This window comes from Flavobacterium sp., from assembly GCF_004295795.1.
GTDB lineage: Bacteria > Bacteroidota > Bacteroidia > Flavobacteriales > Flavobacteriaceae > Flavobacterium.
Map to the genome: position 1 here is coordinate 12,806 of NZ_SEBR01000013.1, position 16,636 is coordinate 29,441.

14 protein-coding genes are annotated in these 16,636 nt (G+C 47.6%); 11 read left to right on the top strand and 3 right to left on the bottom strand.

The window, feature by feature from the left end; translation table 11 throughout:
- Positions 1–20: 20 nt before the first annotated feature.
- The 3 genes from EOO49_RS11820 to EOO49_RS11830 all read right to left on the bottom strand — a co-directional run bounded on the left by EOO49_RS11820 (position 21) and on the right by EOO49_RS11830 (position 3,250).
- Positions 21–1,049: a TlpA disulfide reductase family protein gene (locus EOO49_RS11820; protein ID WP_290845884.1), complete on the bottom strand. Its 1,029-nt coding sequence runs from the start codon at positions 1,047–1,049 to the stop codon at positions 21–23.
- Entirely contained in the window at positions 1,049–2,554 is a 1,506-nt protein-coding gene (locus EOO49_RS11825) for a sodium:solute symporter (protein ID WP_290845886.1), read from the bottom strand. The genes EOO49_RS11820 and EOO49_RS11825 overlap by 1 nt, the downstream gene beginning before the upstream one ends.
- A 252-nt stretch (positions 2,555–2,806) precedes the next feature.
- The gene (locus EOO49_RS11830) at positions 2,807–3,250 is read right to left on the bottom strand and encodes a hypothetical protein (RefSeq protein ID WP_290845888.1); all 444 of its coding nucleotides are present in this window, start codon (positions 3,248–3,250) and stop codon (positions 2,807–2,809) included.
- Between the two features lie 222 nt (positions 3,251–3,472).
- Between EOO49_RS11830 and recR the strand changes: the two genes are divergently transcribed.
- The 11 genes from recR to EOO49_RS11885 all read left to right on the top strand — a co-directional run bounded on the left by recR (position 3,473) and on the right by EOO49_RS11885 (position 16,636).
- Positions 3,473–4,093, top strand: a complete 621-nt coding sequence (recR, locus tag EOO49_RS11835; protein ID WP_290845890.1) for a recombination mediator RecR — start codon at positions 3,473–3,475, stop codon at positions 4,091–4,093.
- A gap of 73 nt (positions 4,094–4,166) precedes the next feature.
- The gene (locus EOO49_RS11840; RefSeq protein ID WP_290845892.1) at positions 4,167–4,952 is read left to right on the top strand and encodes a polysaccharide biosynthesis/export family protein; all 786 of its coding nucleotides are present in this window, start codon (positions 4,167–4,169) and stop codon (positions 4,950–4,952) included.
- 9 nt (positions 4,953–4,961) lie between these two features.
- Entirely contained in the window at positions 4,962–7,472 is a 2,511-nt protein-coding gene (locus EOO49_RS11845) for an exopolysaccharide transport family protein (protein WP_290845894.1), read from the top strand.
- 6 nt (positions 7,473–7,478) lie between these two features.
- The gene (locus EOO49_RS11850) at positions 7,479–8,459 is read left to right on the top strand and encodes an SDR family oxidoreductase (RefSeq protein ID WP_290845896.1); all 981 of its coding nucleotides are present in this window, start codon (positions 7,479–7,481) and stop codon (positions 8,457–8,459) included.
- Positions 8,460–8,519: 60 nt separating this feature from the next.
- Complete coding sequence (locus EOO49_RS11855) at positions 8,520–9,905, top strand: UDP-glucose 6-dehydrogenase (RefSeq protein WP_290845898.1); 1,386 nt, start codon at positions 8,520–8,522, stop codon at positions 9,903–9,905.
- 1 nt (position 9,906) lies between these two features.
- Positions 9,907–11,184, top strand: coding sequence for a nucleotide sugar dehydrogenase (locus EOO49_RS11860; protein ID WP_290845900.1), 1,278 nt, complete (start codon positions 9,907–9,909; stop codon positions 11,182–11,184).
- 73 nt (positions 11,185–11,257) lie between these two features.
- Positions 11,258–12,304, top strand: coding sequence for a dTDP-glucose 4,6-dehydratase (rfbB, locus tag EOO49_RS11865; protein WP_290845902.1), 1,047 nt, complete (start codon positions 11,258–11,260; stop codon positions 12,302–12,304).
- A 1-nt stretch (position 12,305) separates the two neighbouring features.
- The gene (locus tag EOO49_RS11870) at positions 12,306–13,817 is read left to right on the top strand and encodes an oligosaccharide flippase family protein (RefSeq protein WP_290845904.1); all 1,512 of its coding nucleotides are present in this window, start codon (positions 12,306–12,308) and stop codon (positions 13,815–13,817) included.
- Complete coding sequence (locus EOO49_RS11875) at positions 13,810–15,096, top strand: hypothetical protein (protein ID WP_290845906.1); 1,287 nt, start codon at positions 13,810–13,812, stop codon at positions 15,094–15,096. Before EOO49_RS11870 ends, EOO49_RS11875 begins: the two co-directional genes overlap by 8 nt.
- Positions 15,093–16,094, top strand: coding sequence for a polysaccharide pyruvyl transferase family protein (locus tag EOO49_RS11880; RefSeq protein ID WP_290845908.1), 1,002 nt, complete (start codon positions 15,093–15,095; stop codon positions 16,092–16,094). The genes EOO49_RS11875 and EOO49_RS11880 overlap by 4 nt, the downstream gene beginning before the upstream one ends.
- Positions 16,091–16,636, top strand: coding sequence for an acyltransferase (locus tag EOO49_RS11885; protein WP_290845910.1), 546 nt, complete (start codon positions 16,091–16,093; stop codon positions 16,634–16,636). Before EOO49_RS11880 ends, EOO49_RS11885 begins: the two co-directional genes overlap by 4 nt.

Here is a 16,636-nt window from a genome sequence, read left to right on the forward strand (position 1 = left end):
CGGTACAGTCCGTCTTGCGTCTAAAGTCCCAAATACGCTTTCAGTTCGGCTTTGGTTGGATTTTTCGCCACGACAATGCCGTCCGGATTCACCAAATAAGTAACCGAAACGCCTCTGGTGATTGCGTAAATGGAAGTCACTTCACTTCCGCTTTCCAAATCCGACCTTACGTTTTTCCAAGGCGTTTTGAGCTTGTCACACAATTTTAGCCAAGCGGTTTTGTCCGAATCGATAGAAACCGCGACAATCTCGAAATTCGATTTCCTGTAAAATTCTCGCAACGCGGCAAATTCCTCGCGGCAGGGCGCACACCAACTCGCCCAAAAGTCGATCAGGATCCATTTTCCTGAAAGCGTTTCGGTATTGAAAAGCTTATCGTTTTGGTCGGGTAGCGAGAAATGTTTCATCCGGCGTTTTACGTCGACTACATTTCCGGGGAAAAGCCTGTCGTACATTTTTGCATAAGACTTTACTATTTCGGGAGAATTGTCAGGTTTGAGTCTGGTGAACAAACCTTGCAGGATCGTTTTGTCGGATTCGTAAAAATTGAGCACGAGCTTTTCCAGCACGTAAACACTCGACAAGTTTTCGGGGAAATTTTCGACGATGTCGACACCTTTGGCAAACAGGTTTTCTTTCGATAGCCTTCCTTTTTGGTACGACGTGTAATCGGCCAAAAAGTTTTCGTACCGCGTTTGCGAAATCCCGCCTTTTATCGAATTTGCCCGGAACGTCACGACTTCGTTGTCGTTTCCGTCTTTGGCTTTTCCAACTTTCACTTCCACCAAAATCGCGCCCGAATCCAGAAAAAAATCATCGGCCATCGGACTGTTCTCCAATTGCAAAACCGTGGTCACGGGCGATCTGGAAAGCTTGCCCTTGAACTGAAATTGCTTGTTCTTGACTTGGCAACTGTCGGTTTTGTCGTCGAAACTCAAATAAACCTTGCCTGAAAATTCACCATCGATCGAACCTTTTATCTCGAAATCATGTTGCGATCGGCAAATTCCGAAAATCAAAAGAAAGCAGGCTACGACTAAACTTCGCATCAGAACCGGGTCTCGGTCTGGGCCGGTTTGCCAATAACCAAAAGTCCGAGGAAAGTGATCAAGGCATTGATGATTATGAGCTCGTTGTCGAAAATGTATCCAAACCAGGTCAGCGAATTTTCGGCCAAAAAGAAGGTCAGAGCCGGAGACGCGACAACCACAAAAGGCACAAGTTTGTCGTGTACGGTTTTCGATTTGACAAAAAGCCCGAACGCGTACAAGCCTAAAAGCGGCCCATAAGTATAAGACGCGATCCTGAAAATCATGCTCACCACAGAACTGTCGTTGATGGCGTTGAAAACCACGATCACCAAAAACATCAAAAACGAGAATGCGACGTGAACGAAATGTCTTGTGCGCACTACTTTTGGCTCGTTTGGATTCGCTCCTTTGTCCATATTGAGAAAATCGACGCAAAACGAAGTCGTGAGCGCCGTCAAAGCCGAGTCTGTCGTGGCGAATGTCGCAGCTGTCAATCCTAGCAGGAAAACCACGGCCGGAATCGTCGTCAAATGTTTGAACGCGATTTCAGGGAACAAATAATCTGTTCTGGGTTTGCCCGAAATCAGGTCGGTGGGAACTTCGATTCCGTTTTTGCTTGCATAGATGTACAAGAGTGCTCCCACGCTAAGAAAAAACAGGTTGATGATGACGAAAATCCCGGTGAACGTAAACATGTTTTTTTGGGCTTCACCGATGTTTTTGCAACTCAGGTTTTTCTGCATCAAATCCTGGTCAAGTCCTACCATTGCTATCGTGACGAAAATTCCGCCCAAAATCTGCTTGACGAAATGGAACTTGCTCGAGAAGAAATCCTCAAAGAAGAAAATCTTCGAATAATTGCTTTGTTTGACTGTTTCGAATGCCTGGACAGCGTTCAGATCGAGGCTGTCGCAGATGAAATAGATCGTGAGGAAAACAGATGTCACTAGAAAAAACGTCTGCAAAGTATCAGTAATGATAATGGTTTTGAGTCCGCCTTTGTAGGTGTAGGCGAAAATCAGCGCCAGCGAGATCAAGACCGTGACCGCAAAAGGAATTCCGTAGTAATCGAACACGTAACGCTGCAAGACGATCACGACCAGATAAAGTCTGAAAGCCGAACCGATCGTGCGCGAAATCAGGAAAATCAACGCCGCAGTCTTGTACGAAATCGTGCCCAAACGCTTCTCTATATAGCCGTAAATCGACGTGAGATTCATGCGATAGTACAACGGTAAAAGCACCGAGGCGATGATCACGAAACCAATCGCATTGCCCAAAACGAACTGGAAATACTTGAATTCTTCTCCGTTTGGCGAACCGACTTCTCCGGGAACCGAAATAAAAGTCACGCCAGAAAGCGCCGTCCCGATCATCCCGAAAGCCACCAGATACCATTTCGAGTTCTTATTGGCTTTGAAAAACGCGTCGTTGCTGCTGTCTTTGCGGCTAACGACATAAGAAATCAGGAACAGAAGCCCGAAATAGACGAGCATTAGCGTGAGAATTGCGGCTGGAGTCATTTAACTTGAAACTTGATAAGCGGTGAAAATACGAAGAATTTGGTAGTGTCGCTTCCGGATTTTTTTGGAAGCCAAATCCGGCTGGCCCGCTTTTAGCTTTCTTGGAAACACCTGGTTTTGTAACGCGTGCCAAGAGCTTCCGCTGGTCGCTTTGGCGCACGAACAAAACCTGGCTGTTTCCTGCAAAAGGCTAACCGCTTGCATCCGGGCTAGGCGATTGTCGAAACCAAACCCAAAAATCGTATCCGAAAGCTAGGTTTCCACAACCTCATAATGGAAAGCTATCGACGAAAAAAGTTGGTCGACGACTTTCGAGAAGTCGATTTCTTCGGGCTTTTCCATTTCGGAATCCTGAAATTTGAAAGACATGTAATCGAACCAGGCCATGGCGGACAACTCGAACATGTCGCCATTTTTTTGCGTCGAAAGCAGGATGTCGTGCCTGTCAGAAGTCACCACAATCTCGATTTTCATGCGGCACGAGCCTTTTTCGTCCAGTTCCAGACAATCTTCGACGACGGTCGTTCCCACATTTTTCCCCGACTCCATACAAATCAGGTTGTCGTCAGGAATCTCGCCTTTTCTTGCAATTTGCCCCAAAAGATTTTTGAAAAACGTCAGGTTGATTTCGAGAAGTTTGTTTTGGCGCTCTAAAAACGCTGCGCGAGCCGCGACCACGTCATGGAAAGTTTTCATAGAAAGAGATTTTTGGTTGTTTTTTCGTCCGATCGATCGCCGTTGGAACGCTTTCGCAATTTCAAGAGATTTGTTTTTCGTCGATTACAGATTTTCTGTAAAAAATGTTAAAGTAAGGTGTTGGCCTTATCTCGGAGGCTCAGACCATTTTGCGCAAGGTCAAAATCGAAGACGCGCACAATCCGAAAGTGTAAAACGCCATCCAATCCTTACCTTTGCAAAATGGAATTCTCCTCAAAAATCCTCGAACGCGCGGTTAACGAAATCTCCCAACTTCCCGGAATCGGCAAGCGCACGGCTTTGCGTCTTGCTCTGCACCTGTTGCGTCAGCCCAAAGAACAGACCGATTTTCTGTCGGAAGCCTTGACTTCGATGCGCAACGACATCAAATTCTGCAAAAGCTGCCACAACATTTCCGACTCCGAAATTTGTGAAATCTGTGTGGATGCAAAACGCAATCGCGAGATAATTTGCGTGGTGGAAGACATCCGCGACGTGATGGCCATCGAAAACACCGGACAATTCAAAGGACTTTATCACGTGCTCGGCGGAAAGATTTCTCCCGTAGACGGCATCGGCCCAAGCCAGCTCAACATTGCAACGTTAGTCGAAAAAGTGAAATCTGGCAACGTGAACGAACTTATTTTTGCGTTGAGCCCAACAATGGAAGGCGATACGACGAATTTTTACATCTATCGGCAAATCAAGGATTGCGAGGTCACGACGTCGGCAATCGCGCGCGGAATCGCCGTTGGGGACGAACTCGAATATGCGGACGAAGTGACTTTGGGACGCAGTATCATCCAACGCGTGCCTTTCGAAAATTCCCTCAAGAACAATTAGAGCGGAAATCCCGCGTTTCTATGGGAGTTTAAAAATGAAAAACTATATTTGTCTGCTAAATTTCGCGAATCGAATGAAGAGGCTTTCGGCTTATCTGTTTCTGCTTATCGGACTGTTGTTCACATCCTGTATTCCTACAAAAGACCTGATTTATCTGCAAGGCGAACCCACTCAACCGGGACAGGCCGTGAATGCCGTGGTCGCAAAACCTTACAGGTTGCAAACCAACGACATCCTCAATATTTCCATCAAGGCCATCGATCCGAAATTCGTGGCACTTTTCCAGCCTTCCGCAAAGGGAGAAACTTCCCAGACCGAGCAAGGTTTGTATTTTGACGGATTCGCGATCGACGATCACGGGAATATCAGGATGCCAGTGCTCAACGAGGTCAATGTTTTGGGATACACGCTCGAGGAAGCCCGACAACTCATCGAAAAACGTCTGTTGGCGGAATATTTTACCAAAGATGCCAATTTATTCGTGAGCGTAAAGCTCGCAGGTTTCAGATACACTATAAATGGTGAAGTCGGAAATCCCGGCACCAAGACGCTTTTTCAGGAAAAAGTGAACCTTATGGAAGCCGTCGCAAACGCGGGCGACATAACGACAGTGGGCGATCGCAAAGCGGTGGCGGTGATACGCCAGACGCCTTCGGGAACGGAAATCCACACCGTAGACCTTACGCAGCGCGATGCCGTCAGTTCGCCATATTATTACCTTCAACCCAACGATTATGTTTACGTAAAACCGCTTTCACAAAAGACTTTGGGCACCGGTACCACGCTCGTGCAGTCGCTTACGACCATCGTTTCTGTGGCTTCATTACTCGTAACCGTAACCGTTTTGTTGGCAAGATAGATCGCACCCATGCTTGATAATAAAGATTTCTTGAATTTGGAAGGGCGTGAAAGCTTCGACTTTAAAGGCTTTCTCGTCAAAGTGCTCGGCTATTGGAAATGGTTCCTGCTGAGTCTGGCTGTGTGCTTTTTTATCGCGCATCAGGTAAATGTGCGAAAGGAGAAAGTCTACGGCTTGGAAACCACGGTCGCCATCAAGGAAGAAAACAACCAATTGTTTACCTCCAATACGAGTCTTGTTTTCAATTGGGGCGGTATTTCAGATGAGGTACAAGGCATTGCCTACGCCCTCAAGTCGAGAACGCACAACGAAAAGGTCGTCGATTCCCTTGACTTTTACATCGATTATCTGGAACAGAGCGAATACTACATGCAGGACGTTTACGGTGAGGTGCCGTTTGAAGTCGAGCTTGACAAGAAAAAAGGCCAGATTTTCAATACGTTGGTAAGCATCAAGTTTGTTTCTCCCACGACTTATGAGGTCTCGCTCGATTTTTCCGGAAATTCAGTTCCCGTTATCTATTATGGGGAAGAAGATCCCAAGACGGGCAAAATCCTCACATCGGTGACAATGGGATCGGTCAATGTTTCGCCGGAGCCTTTCAGGAAAAGATACAAAGTCGGACAGAAAGTCGATTTGCCGTTCCTGAACCTGAGGTTGAATCTCAAGGAAAACCCCGATGCAGTGCTCAACAAGGAGTTTTTCGTCAGGTTCAACAACTTCGACGCCGTTGTAGGTCGTTATCAAGGCATTCGCACGGAAATCGACGACAAGGCCGGCTCTGTGGTCAAACTCTCGCTCCAGGGCACGAACAAAAAGCGCTTGGTGAACTTTCTCAACGCGACGGTGAAAATCCTTATGGAGGACCAACTTCGCAGCAAAAACAAATTTGCGAGCAACACGCTTCGGTTTATCGACAGTACGTTGATAGCTATGGACACGGCGCTCCAAAAGAGCGAAGGCGCAATCAAGAAATTCTCGAGAGGCAAAAACCTTTCTGACATAGAAGGCGGTGGCGAACAATACACGTCGCAATTGCAGTCTTACGATTTACAGAAAGATGTGGCCGTGAGAAAAATACAATATCTGGCTTCGCTGAAGTCGTATTTGCTTAAAAGTGTCGATTTCTCGAAGCTTCCTGCTCCAACTGTTGCAGGAATCGATGATCCCAACATTACCGTGAACGTTTCCCTGCTCATCGCCAAATCGATCGAACGCTCGAACATGGCCTATGGCATCCACAACGAAAAGGCCTTTCGCGACCACGATCGGGAAATCGGGACATTGAAGAACGTATTGCTCGAAAACATCGTCGCGGCAAGGGCTGCAGCCGATTATGATTTGAATCTCGTACAGGCGAAAATCAACAAAATCCAAGGTACAATCGGTCAACTTCCGGAAGACAGCCAGGAATATTACAGATTGAAACGCGCTTTCGATCTGAGTGCCGGCGTCATCAACAATTTCATGTCGAAACGTCAGGAAGCCGCGATCATCATGGCCTCTAATATTTCCGATATCCATTTTATCGATTCGGCAAAAGACGTTGGCGGCGGTCTCGTAGGGCCGAACACGAGCGTGAATTACGTGCTTGCGTTTTTCCTGGGACTTATAATCCCGTTGGTTTTGGTGTTCGTGATTTTCTTCCTCGAAAACACGATCCTCAATACGGAAGACATTACAAAAAACACGAAAATCCCATTGATTGGAGTCGTCGGGATCAAGCACACGAAGTCGAATCTCGCGGTTTTCGATAAACCCAAATCGGCTTTGGCGGAGTCTTTCCGCGCCATCCGTTCGTCCTTGCAGTTCCTGTACAAGAAAAAAGGCGACATTTCCGAAAAAGGAAAAACGCTTATGTTGACCTCGTCGATTTCGGGCGAAGGAAAAACATTCTGTTCGATAAACATCGCAACGGTATTTGCGTTGAGCGAAAAGAAAACCGTGATCATCGGACTCGATTTGAGAAAGCCGAAGATTTTCGACGATTTCAAGGTCCGGAACGAAATAGGTGCGGTGAATTACCTTATCGGACAAAAGACTTTGGACGAAGTCATCCAACCGACGCACATTCCCTATCTCGACGTGATCACTTCGGGTCCGATTCCTCCGAATCCGTCCGAACTCATCATCAGCGACGCCATGCGCGAAATGCTGACCGAACTCAAGACGCGTTACGATTACGTGATTTTTGACACGCCGCCCATCGGTCTTGTTGCCGATGCGCTCGAACTTGCTCCATACGCCGATGTGACGCTTTACATCATGCGTCAGAATTACACCAAAAAGGAAATGGTTTTCTTGTTGAACAACCGTTTCAAAAGAGGCGAGTTGAACAACGTGAGCATCGTTTTCAACGGCTATCAGGACAAGGCCAAATACGGAAAAGGCTATGGTTATGGCTACGGTTATGGCTACGGTTACTCTTATGCCAATTATTCCGAAGGCTATCACGAGGACGACCGTCCGCCGACTTTGTTCCAACGCGTCAAGAAAATGTTCTCCCGCAAACAACAATAAGAGCAAATGCCTCAAACCGCTTCAAAAATCTTGATTACCGGAGGAGCCGGCTTTATCGGTTCGAACCTTTGCGAACACTTTCTGTCAAAAGGATACGAAGTTGTCTGTCTGGACAATTTCGCCACAGGACACAGGCGCAACATCGAACATTTGCTTTCCAACGACAACTTTTCCCTAATCGAAGGCGACATCCGAAACATCGAAGACTGCAAAAACGCGGTGCAAGGTTGCGATTATGTTTTGCATCAGGCGGCTTTGGGCTCGGTGCCGCGTTCGATAAACGATCCGGTTACGACCAACGAGGTCAATGTTTCGGGATTCCTGAACATGCTTGTGGCCGCGAGAGATGCGTCGGTGAAACGCTTTGTTTATGCCGCGAGTTCTTCGACTTATGGCGATTCCGAAAGTCTTCCGAAAGTCGAGGACAAAATCGGGAAACCGCTTTCTCCTTATGCCATCACCAAATATGTGAATGAATTGTATGCCGATATTTTCGCGAGAACTTACGGTTTGGAAACCATCGGCTTGCGTTATTTCAATGTCTTCGGACGAAAACAGGATCCGAACGGTGCTTATGCTGCGGTAATCCCAAAATTCGTGATGCAACTGATCGATGGCGAAAGTCCGGTAATAAACGGCAACGGAACGTATTCAAGAGATTTTACTTATATAGACAACGTCGTCCAGATGAATGAATTGGCGATGCTGACCCAAAATCCGGAGGCCGTAAATACCGTTTACAACGTGGCTTTCGGCGAAAGGACTTCTTTGAACGAACTCGTTACGCGGCTCAAGGAATTCCTTTCCGGATATGACAATAAGATTTCAGATGTGGAAATCGTTTACGGCCCGAACAGATCCGGAGACGTCCCGCATTCGCTGGCAAGCATAGACAAAGCGCGCGAACTTCTGGGCTACAAACCCGAATTCTCTTTCGCGCAAGGTCTCGAGCAAGCCGTTTCGTGGTATTGGGAAAACCTGCGATGACAAACGATAGGCGATTTGTCGAACGGCAATCGTATATTTGCAAACCGAAATTAACACCTGATGAACATTACAAAAATTTGCTGCATTGGAGCCGGATACGTCGGAGGTCCGACAATGGCCGTGATTGCACAAAACTGTCCAGATATACAAGTTACCGTCGTCGATCTGAACGAGGAAAGGATTGCCCAATGGAACGATCCCGACGTCGAAAAAATCCCAATCTACGAACCGGGTTTGAGTGAAATCGTGTCCAACACGAGAGGCAAAAACCTGTTTTTTTCAACAGAAGTCGACAAAGCCATAGACGAAGCCCAGATGATTTTTATCTCGGTAAACACGCCAACCAAAACTTACGGATCGGGCAAAGGCATGGCCGCCGACCTCAAATACATCGAGCTTTGCGCGCGCCAGATCGCCAGGGTCGCCAAAGACGACAAGATCGTCGTCGAAAAATCGACCTTGCCGGTAAGAACTGCCGAAGCCATAAAAAGCATTCTTGACCACACCGGAAACGGCGTGCAGTTCCAGATTCTTTCAAATCCTGAATTTTTGGCCGAAGGAACGGCAGTCCAGGATTTGCTCAATCCGGATCGCGTGCTTATCGGCGGAGATACTTCTGCGGAAGGCGAAGCCGCGATACAGTCGCTGGTCAACATTTACGCAAATTGGGTAAACAAAGACAAAATTCTTACCACGAACGTCTGGTCTTCCGAACTTTCGAAACTGACCGCGAACGCCTTTTTGGCACAACGCGTCTCTTCGATCAACGCCATTTCGGAATTGTGCGAAAAAACCGGTGCTGACGTAAGCGAAGTCGCCAAAGCAATAGGAATGGACAGCCGAATCGGGTCGAAATTCCTCAAATCGTCGGTGGGATTCGGAGGTTCTTGTTTCCAAAAAGACATCCTGAATCTCGTCTATATTTCCAAATCGTTCGGACTCCAGGAAGTCGCCGATTATTGGGAACAGGTCATCATCATGAACGACCACCAAAAACGCCGTTTCGCCAACAAGATCGTAGGAACTTTGTACAACACGGTCGCCGACAAGAAAATCGCGTTTTTGGGCTGGGCTTTCAAGAAAGACACGAACGACACCCGCGAATCTGCGGCGATTTACGTGGCTCGTGATCTGGTTTCGGAACAGGCGAATATCGCGGTTTTCGATCCGAAAGTCGAGTACGATCAGGTCATGGAAGATCTCGATCACCTCAATGTATCCGAAAGATCGAAAAAGCGCGTCACATCTTACGCAAGTCCTTATGAAGCCTGTGCTTCGGCTCATGCCATCGCGGTTTTGACCGAATGGGACGAATTCAGGGAATACGATTGGAACCTGATTTACGAGAACATGCAAAAACCGGCCTTCATCTTCGACGGACGCAATTTGCTCGACGGAAAGAAATTGGCCGAGATCGGTTTCGTATATAAATCCATAGGATCATAACATGGACAAAAAAATAGCTGTCATCGGTTTGGGTTATGTCGGATTGCCGCTTGCAAGGCTTTTTGCGACGAAATATCCCGTGGTCGGATTTGACATCAACAAAAATCGCATAGCTGAACTCAATTCGGGAAAAGACAGCACGCTTGAAGTCGAGGACGATCTGCTTCGTTCGGTGCTCGTGAAGTCGCCTTTGGATGGAAACGGACTTTATTGTTCGGACAACATCGACGATCTCAAGGATTGCAATTATTTCGTTGTCACGGTTCCGACTCCGGTCGACAAAAACAACCGTCCAGATTTGACGCCTTTGTACAAATCATCCGAAACGGTCGCGAAAGCCTTGAAGAAAGGCGACATCGTGATTTACGAATCGACGGTTTATCCGGGCGTGACCGAAGATGAATGTATTCCGGTTCTCGAAAAAGTCAGCGGACTCAAGTTCAACGAAGATTTCTTCGCCGGATATTCTCCCGAAAGGATCAATCCGGGCGACAAGGAACACACGGTCGAAAAAATCCTCAAGATCACATCGGGTTCCAACCCGGAAGCGGCCCAAAAAGTCGACGAACTTTATAAGTCGGTGATTTCTGCCGGAACGCATCTTGCGCCTTCGATCAAAGTGGCCGAAGCCGCGAAAGTCATAGAAAACTCACAGCGCGACATCAACATCGCTTTCGTGAACGAGCTTGCCAAGATTTTCAACATCATGGGAATCAATACCAAAGACGTGTTGCAGGCCGCGGGTACGAAGTGGAATTTCCTTCCTTTCAAACCCGGTTTGGTCGGCGGACATTGCATTGGCGTCGATCCTTACTATCTGGCGCAAAAAGCCCAGGAATTAGGTTATCATCCCGAAATTATTCTGGCCGGTCGCCGTCTCAACGATTCGATGGGCGAATACGTCGCGTCATCTGTCGTCAAATTGATGATCAAGAAGAATATCAAGGTCAACGCGGCCAAGGTTTTGCTGCTTGGATTCACATTCAAGGAAAATTGTCCAGATGTCAGGAATACCAAAATCGTCGATGTCGTCAAGGCGTTGCACGATTTCAGGTTGAACGTGACCATTTACGATCCTTGGGCGAATCCATCAGAGGTCAAACACGAATACGGACTGGAAACCACTACGGAATGTCCAACCGATAAATTCGACACCATCATTCTCGGCGTCGCCCACAACGAATTCCTGTCGCTCGATCTCAATCAGTTCAAAAAAGAGCTCGCGGTGGTTTATGACGTAAAAGGTGTGTTGCAAACAGAAGTCGACGGCTGTCTTTAATACCAAAAGTAGAGAGTTCATTCGCGAATTCGCGGTTAAAAAACAAATTGGTCGCTTTAAATGCGGTAGAAATATGAAAAAGATTCTAGTTACGGGCGGAGCAGGTTTTATCGGGTCACATGTCGTGAGACGATTTGTAAACAACTATCCGGATTATCAGATTTTCAACCTCGATGCGTTGACTTACGCGGGCAATCTCGAGAACATTTCGGACATCGACCAAAAGCCGAACTACACTTTCATAAAAGGCGATATTACCGATTCGAACTTTATGGACGCGCTTTTTGCCGAACACCAATTCGACGGCGTGTTGCATCTGGCTGCCGAATCTCACGTAGATCGCTCGATTACCGATCCGCTTGCGTTCGTGAAAACCAACATCTTCGGAACCGTGAATTTGCTCAACGCGGCAAAATCCATTTGGAAAGACAAGCAAGGAAAGCGTTTCTACCACATTTCAACCGATGAGGTTTACGGATCGCTTGGCGCCGAAGGATTTTTCACCGAAGAAACGGCCTACGACCCAAATTCTCCCTATTCGGCTTCAAAAGCCGGATCGGATCATTTCGTACGCGCTTACGGAGAAACTTACGGCTTGCCTTATGTGTTGACGAATTGCTCGAACAATTACGGCCCGAACCATTTTCCCGAGAAGCTCATTCCGCTTTTCATCCACAACATCATAAACAACAAGCCGCTTCCGGTTTACGGGGACGGAAAATATACACGTGACTGGCTTTTCGTAGAAGATCACGCTCGCGCCATCGACTTGGTTTTTCACGAAGGAAACAACCACGAAACTTACAACATCGGCGGTTTCAACGAATGGCAAAACATCGACCTCGTAAAACTTTTGTGCCAGTTGATGGACAAAAAACTGGGTAGGGAAGAAGGCGAATCCCAAAAACTGATCACTTACGTTAAAGATCGTCCGGGACACGATTTGCGCTATGCTATCGATGCCACGAAGATCAACAAGGAATTGGGTTGGAAGCCGTCGGTCACTTTCGAGCAAGGTCTCGAGATCACCATCGACTGGTATTTGGACAACCAGGAATGGCTCAACAACGTGACTTCGGGCGAATACGCCAACTACTACGAAAAGCAGTACAACCAATAAGATGAGCCAACTCAAGAAAGGAGCGGCGCTTTCGTACCTCACGATCATCCTGACCAACGTCGTCGGACTCGCGCTCACGCCTTTTATCATCCAGTATCTCGGCAACGACGAATACGGGCTTTACACGTTGATTGGCGCGCTTGTCGGCTATATTAGCGTTCTCGATTTCGGACTCAACAATACGATTGTTCGCTTCGTCGCAAAGTATCGGGCGAAAGAAGATAAAGTCGGCGAACAGAATTTCCTGGCGACAGTAATGATCATTTATGCCGCGATTTCAGTCTTGATCGTGCTGGCTGGAATCGGGATGTATCTCAACATCGAATCGGTTTTCGACACTTTGACGTCAAGCGAGTTGGAGAAAGCCAAAATCATGTTCCTGATCCTGATTTTCAATCTCGCGATCAGTTTGCCCGGCGGCGCTTTTACGGCGATCTGTTCGGCTTATGAACATTTCGTTTTTCCGCGTTCGGTATTGATTGCCAAGTATTTGATGCGGTCTGTAATGGTCGTTGCCTTGCTGATGTTTGGCGGACGCGCGATCTCGATAGTCGTACTCGACACGATTTTGAACGTCTTGGTCGTCGGACTCAATCTCTACTATGCCTTCGCGATTCTCAAAGTGCGGTTCAAACTCGTCTCGTTCGAGAAAAGTTTCGTGCTTGAGATATTCTCGTATTCGATCTGGATTTTCGTTTTCGCACTCGTCGGACAATTCCAATGGCAAAGTGGACAAGTGATTCTGGGAACGTTGACGCGTCCGGACGCAGTGGCGGTTTACGGCGTCGGAATTTTGCTGGGAACATCATACGGCGCATTTTCTACGGCGATTTCTGGGGTTTTTCTTCCGAGAGCGACCACGATGACCGTCAAGGAAGCTTCATCCGAAGAACTCACGTCAATGATGATCCGGATAGGAAGATTCTCACTTTTGGTATTGTTGATGATTTTGGGTGGATTTCTCGTCTTCGGACAGCAATTCATCGCGCTTTGGGTAGGAAACGACTACGCCGATTCGTGGACGATCGCATTGGTAATCATGGTTTCCTACACTTTGCCGCTCACGCAATCTTTCGCCAATTCGATTCTCGAGGCCCGAAGTCTCTTCGCGTTCAAAGCTTTGGTCTACATTTCGCTGATTGCGATCGGAACCGGAATAGGCGCGTTTTTGGTAACCGATTTCGGCACGCCTGGAATGGTTTTCGGAGCTGCCGGCGGATGGATTTTGGCCCAGATCGCAATGAACATTTACTACAATCGCGTCGTGAAACTGCAAATGCTGCGGTTTTTCAAGGAATTGCTTTCCGGAATTTTCCCTGTTTTCGTCTTACTTCTGGCTATCGGCTACGGAATTGACCAGATTCCGGGAAGTGGTTGGCTCAACCTCGCGATCAAATTGACGATTTTTGTCTCGGTTTATGCCGCGGCGATTTTCAAGTTCGGAATGAACCCTTACGAACGCCAGACTTTTTCCCATTTCATCCCGTTCCTAAACCGTTTCTCCAATGCTTGAACTCCACGGACTAAAATTTGAAAACGACGGAAAGCGAATCGTTTACGATTATTCTTATGACAGTTCGCTTTCGAAATATTTCAACAAAAAGGAAGCGTTTTTCGTAGAATATACGATCGATGTGAGCCAAATCCCGACGAGTCTCGCGGTCGTCCCATTTCTTGCGAATTTCGTCCCGATCTCGTGGTTTGCGGGTTTCGACGTTCACGTGGCTGAAGCCGATGCGACATTCGTGCACTCGCTTTCGGAACTCAAAAAAGAGTTTTCGATCCATTTCGCCCAACTCAGACAAGACACGAAACTCACGGCCGACACCATCGTCCCGAATGCGATAAACGCCAACGAAACGGCTTTGCTGTTCAGCGGCGGACTCGACGCGTTCGAAGCCTTGACGCGCAATATCGACCAAAACCCTTTTCTGGTCTCGGTTTGGGGCGCTGACATCGACTTGAGCGACACCAAGCGTTGGGACGAATTCCAACGTTATAATTCCGAAGAAGAAATCATCGACCAAAGCCGTGTCCAATATGTGAAAACGAACATTCGCGCTTTTTACACGCATCACGTCGACCTTTTGGCCGACATCAGTTGGTGGGGAAAAATCCAGCATGGAATGGCGTTGATAAGCGTAATTGCGCCATTGAGCCAAATTTTGGGAATCAAGACCGTGATGATCGCCTCGTCCAATACCGGCGAAGTCTCGTTCGGTTGGGGTTCGACATCGGAAACCGACGAAAAGGTCAGGTGGGCGAATATGCAAGTCATCCACGACGGATTCCTGTTCCGCCGCACGCAAAAGGTCGAAAATATCGTTTCGTTCGCCAGGAAAACCGGAATCCATCCGCAATTGCGCGTTTGTTATTCCGAACTGAGAACCGGCAGGAATTGCTGCCAATGTGCCAAATGCCAGCGCACGATGTTCGGATTCATGCTCGATGGCGCCAATCCGGACGAATTCGGTTTTAAGCTTCCGTCAAATTTCTATGAAGTGTTGTTCAGGAATTTCGAAGGCGCCGTGGCGATGACTACCGGTGTCGCTTATGAATGGCGTTGTTTGCAGGAAAAAGCGGCTTCGGCACAAAGTCCTTTTTTCATCGCCGATCCCGAATCTGAAAAAAATAATATCGCTACATTTGCGGCGCTGCCATTGGATACCATGGTCAACCACAATGTTGACGCCGAATTGCAGAAAAAGAAACTGAAGTTTATGCTCGTGCATAGATTTCCGACTTTATTCAAGTGGTATCTCAAAATAAGGCAAGCAATGGCCACCACATGAAATACGGACTGCTCAAATACGAAGAAAACAAGCGCTTCTACAACGTAGGCGACAATATTCAAAGCCTTGCCGCGAAACAGTTTTTGCCCCGCGTGGACGAACTTGTCAACCGCGAGAAACTTGGCGATTACCACAAAGGCGAAACCAAGATGATCCTCAACGGATGGTTTACGCACAACATCCACAATTGGGTTCCTAGCGAGGACATCAATCCGCTGTTCGTTTCCTTCCACATCAACAACACGGCCGCGCCTTATATGTTGAGCGAAAAAGGGATCGCTTATCTCAAGAAACACGAACCTATCGGATGCCGCGACCAATTTTCGGTAGACACTTTGAAGGCCAAAGGAATCGACGCTTATTTTACGGGCTGTCTCACCTTGACGCTCGATACTTATAAAGTCGACGATTCCGAACGAACTGACGAGATTTACATCGTTGATCCGCTTTACAGTTATCCGACCTGGGAAAAAGTGAACTACAACTGGAAAAGTTTGTTGCTTTCGTTCAAGAACGGAAAAATCTGGAAGCTCGGCCAAAGGAACAGACACATCGCGAATTTCATAGACGAAGAGTTGCTCAAAACTGCGAAATACGTCATTCAGGAACCGCCGGCCAATAAGCATTCTCACGAGCAAAAGTTCGAGATGGCCGAGGAAATCCTCAGGAAATACGCGCGCGCGAAACTCGTCATAACCTCGAGAATCCACTGCGCTTTGCCTTGTCTTGCCATGGGAACGCCCGTGATTTTCGTAAACGGATTCGACAGCTTCGTAGATTCTTGCCGATTCGACGGAATTCTCGACCTGTTCAACAGAGTGGACGTAGATGCGAAAACGGGCGAATTCACGACCAATTTCGGTCTTGAAGGAAAAATCAATCGCAGCACGACAGTCAAAAATCTCGAAAAACACCACGTTTTGGCCGAACCTTTGAAAGCAAAATGCCGCGAATTCATAGCCAAAAACGCCACCGTCCTAAAACCTGAAACCGTATGAAGAACTGGCTGCGCAGGATTTACTTCAGATTGCGATCGAACGTGACGACCGAAGATTTGGTCGGCCTTGGCATGAAAGTGGGAAAAAATTTCCGCCGCATGCACGACGTGATCCTCGATCCTTCGCATTGCTGGCACATCCAGATAGGCGATAATGTCACGATGGCACCGCGCGTGCACGTTTTGGCACACGACGCGAGTTTTCACCATCACACAGGTTATGGGAGAATCGGGAACGTCATCATAGGAAACAATGTTTTCATCGGTGCCGATACGGTAATTTTACCAAACGTGACGATAGGCGACAATTCGATAATTGGCGCTAACAGCACGGTTTCCAAAGACGTTCCGGCGAATTCGGTGGCTGCGGGAAGTCCGGCAAAAGTCATTTGCACGCTAGAAGAATATCTCGAAAAAAACAACGCGCTCATGCAGACGCGCCCGGTTTACGGGGAAGAATACACGCTCAGGAACGGCATCACCGACGAAATGAAGCGACAGATGTTCGAAGAACTCAAAAGCGGCGTCGGTTTCGTAAAATAA

Coding starts and splice junctions, on each gene's coding strand:
- EOO49_RS11820 (WP_290845884.1), bottom strand. CDS start 1,049: ATGCGAAGTTTAGTCGTAGCCTGCTTTCTTTTGATTTTCGGAATTTGC.
- EOO49_RS11850 (WP_290845896.1), top strand. CDS start 7,479: ATGCCTCAAACCGCTTCAAAAATCTTGATTACCGGAGGAGCCGGCTTT.
- EOO49_RS11860 (WP_290845900.1), top strand. CDS start 9,907: ATGGACAAAAAAATAGCTGTCATCGGTTTGGGTTATGTCGGATTGCCG.
- EOO49_RS11855 (WP_290845898.1), top strand. CDS start 8,520: ATGAACATTACAAAAATTTGCTGCATTGGAGCCGGATACGTCGGAGGT.
- EOO49_RS11875 (WP_290845906.1), top strand. CDS start 13,810: ATGCTTGAACTCCACGGACTAAAATTTGAAAACGACGGAAAGCGAATC.
- recR (WP_290845890.1), top strand. CDS start 3,473: ATGGAATTCTCCTCAAAAATCCTCGAACGCGCGGTTAACGAAATCTCC.
- EOO49_RS11840 (WP_290845892.1), top strand. CDS start 4,167: ATGAAGAGGCTTTCGGCTTATCTGTTTCTGCTTATCGGACTGTTGTTC.
- EOO49_RS11885 (WP_290845910.1), top strand. CDS start 16,091: ATGAAGAACTGGCTGCGCAGGATTTACTTCAGATTGCGATCGAACGTG.
- EOO49_RS11880 (WP_290845908.1), top strand. CDS start 15,093: ATGAAATACGGACTGCTCAAATACGAAGAAAACAAGCGCTTCTACAAC.
- EOO49_RS11830 (WP_290845888.1), bottom strand. CDS start 3,250: ATGAAAACTTTCCATGACGTGGTCGCGGCTCGCGCAGCGTTTTTAGAG.
- EOO49_RS11870 (WP_290845904.1), top strand. CDS start 12,306: ATGAGCCAACTCAAGAAAGGAGCGGCGCTTTCGTACCTCACGATCATC.
- rfbB (WP_290845902.1), top strand. CDS start 11,258: ATGAAAAAGATTCTAGTTACGGGCGGAGCAGGTTTTATCGGGTCACAT.
- EOO49_RS11825 (WP_290845886.1), bottom strand. CDS start 2,554: ATGACTCCAGCCGCAATTCTCACGCTAATGCTCGTCTATTTCGGGCTT.
- EOO49_RS11845 (WP_290845894.1), top strand. CDS start 4,962: ATGCTTGATAATAAAGATTTCTTGAATTTGGAAGGGCGTGAAAGCTTC.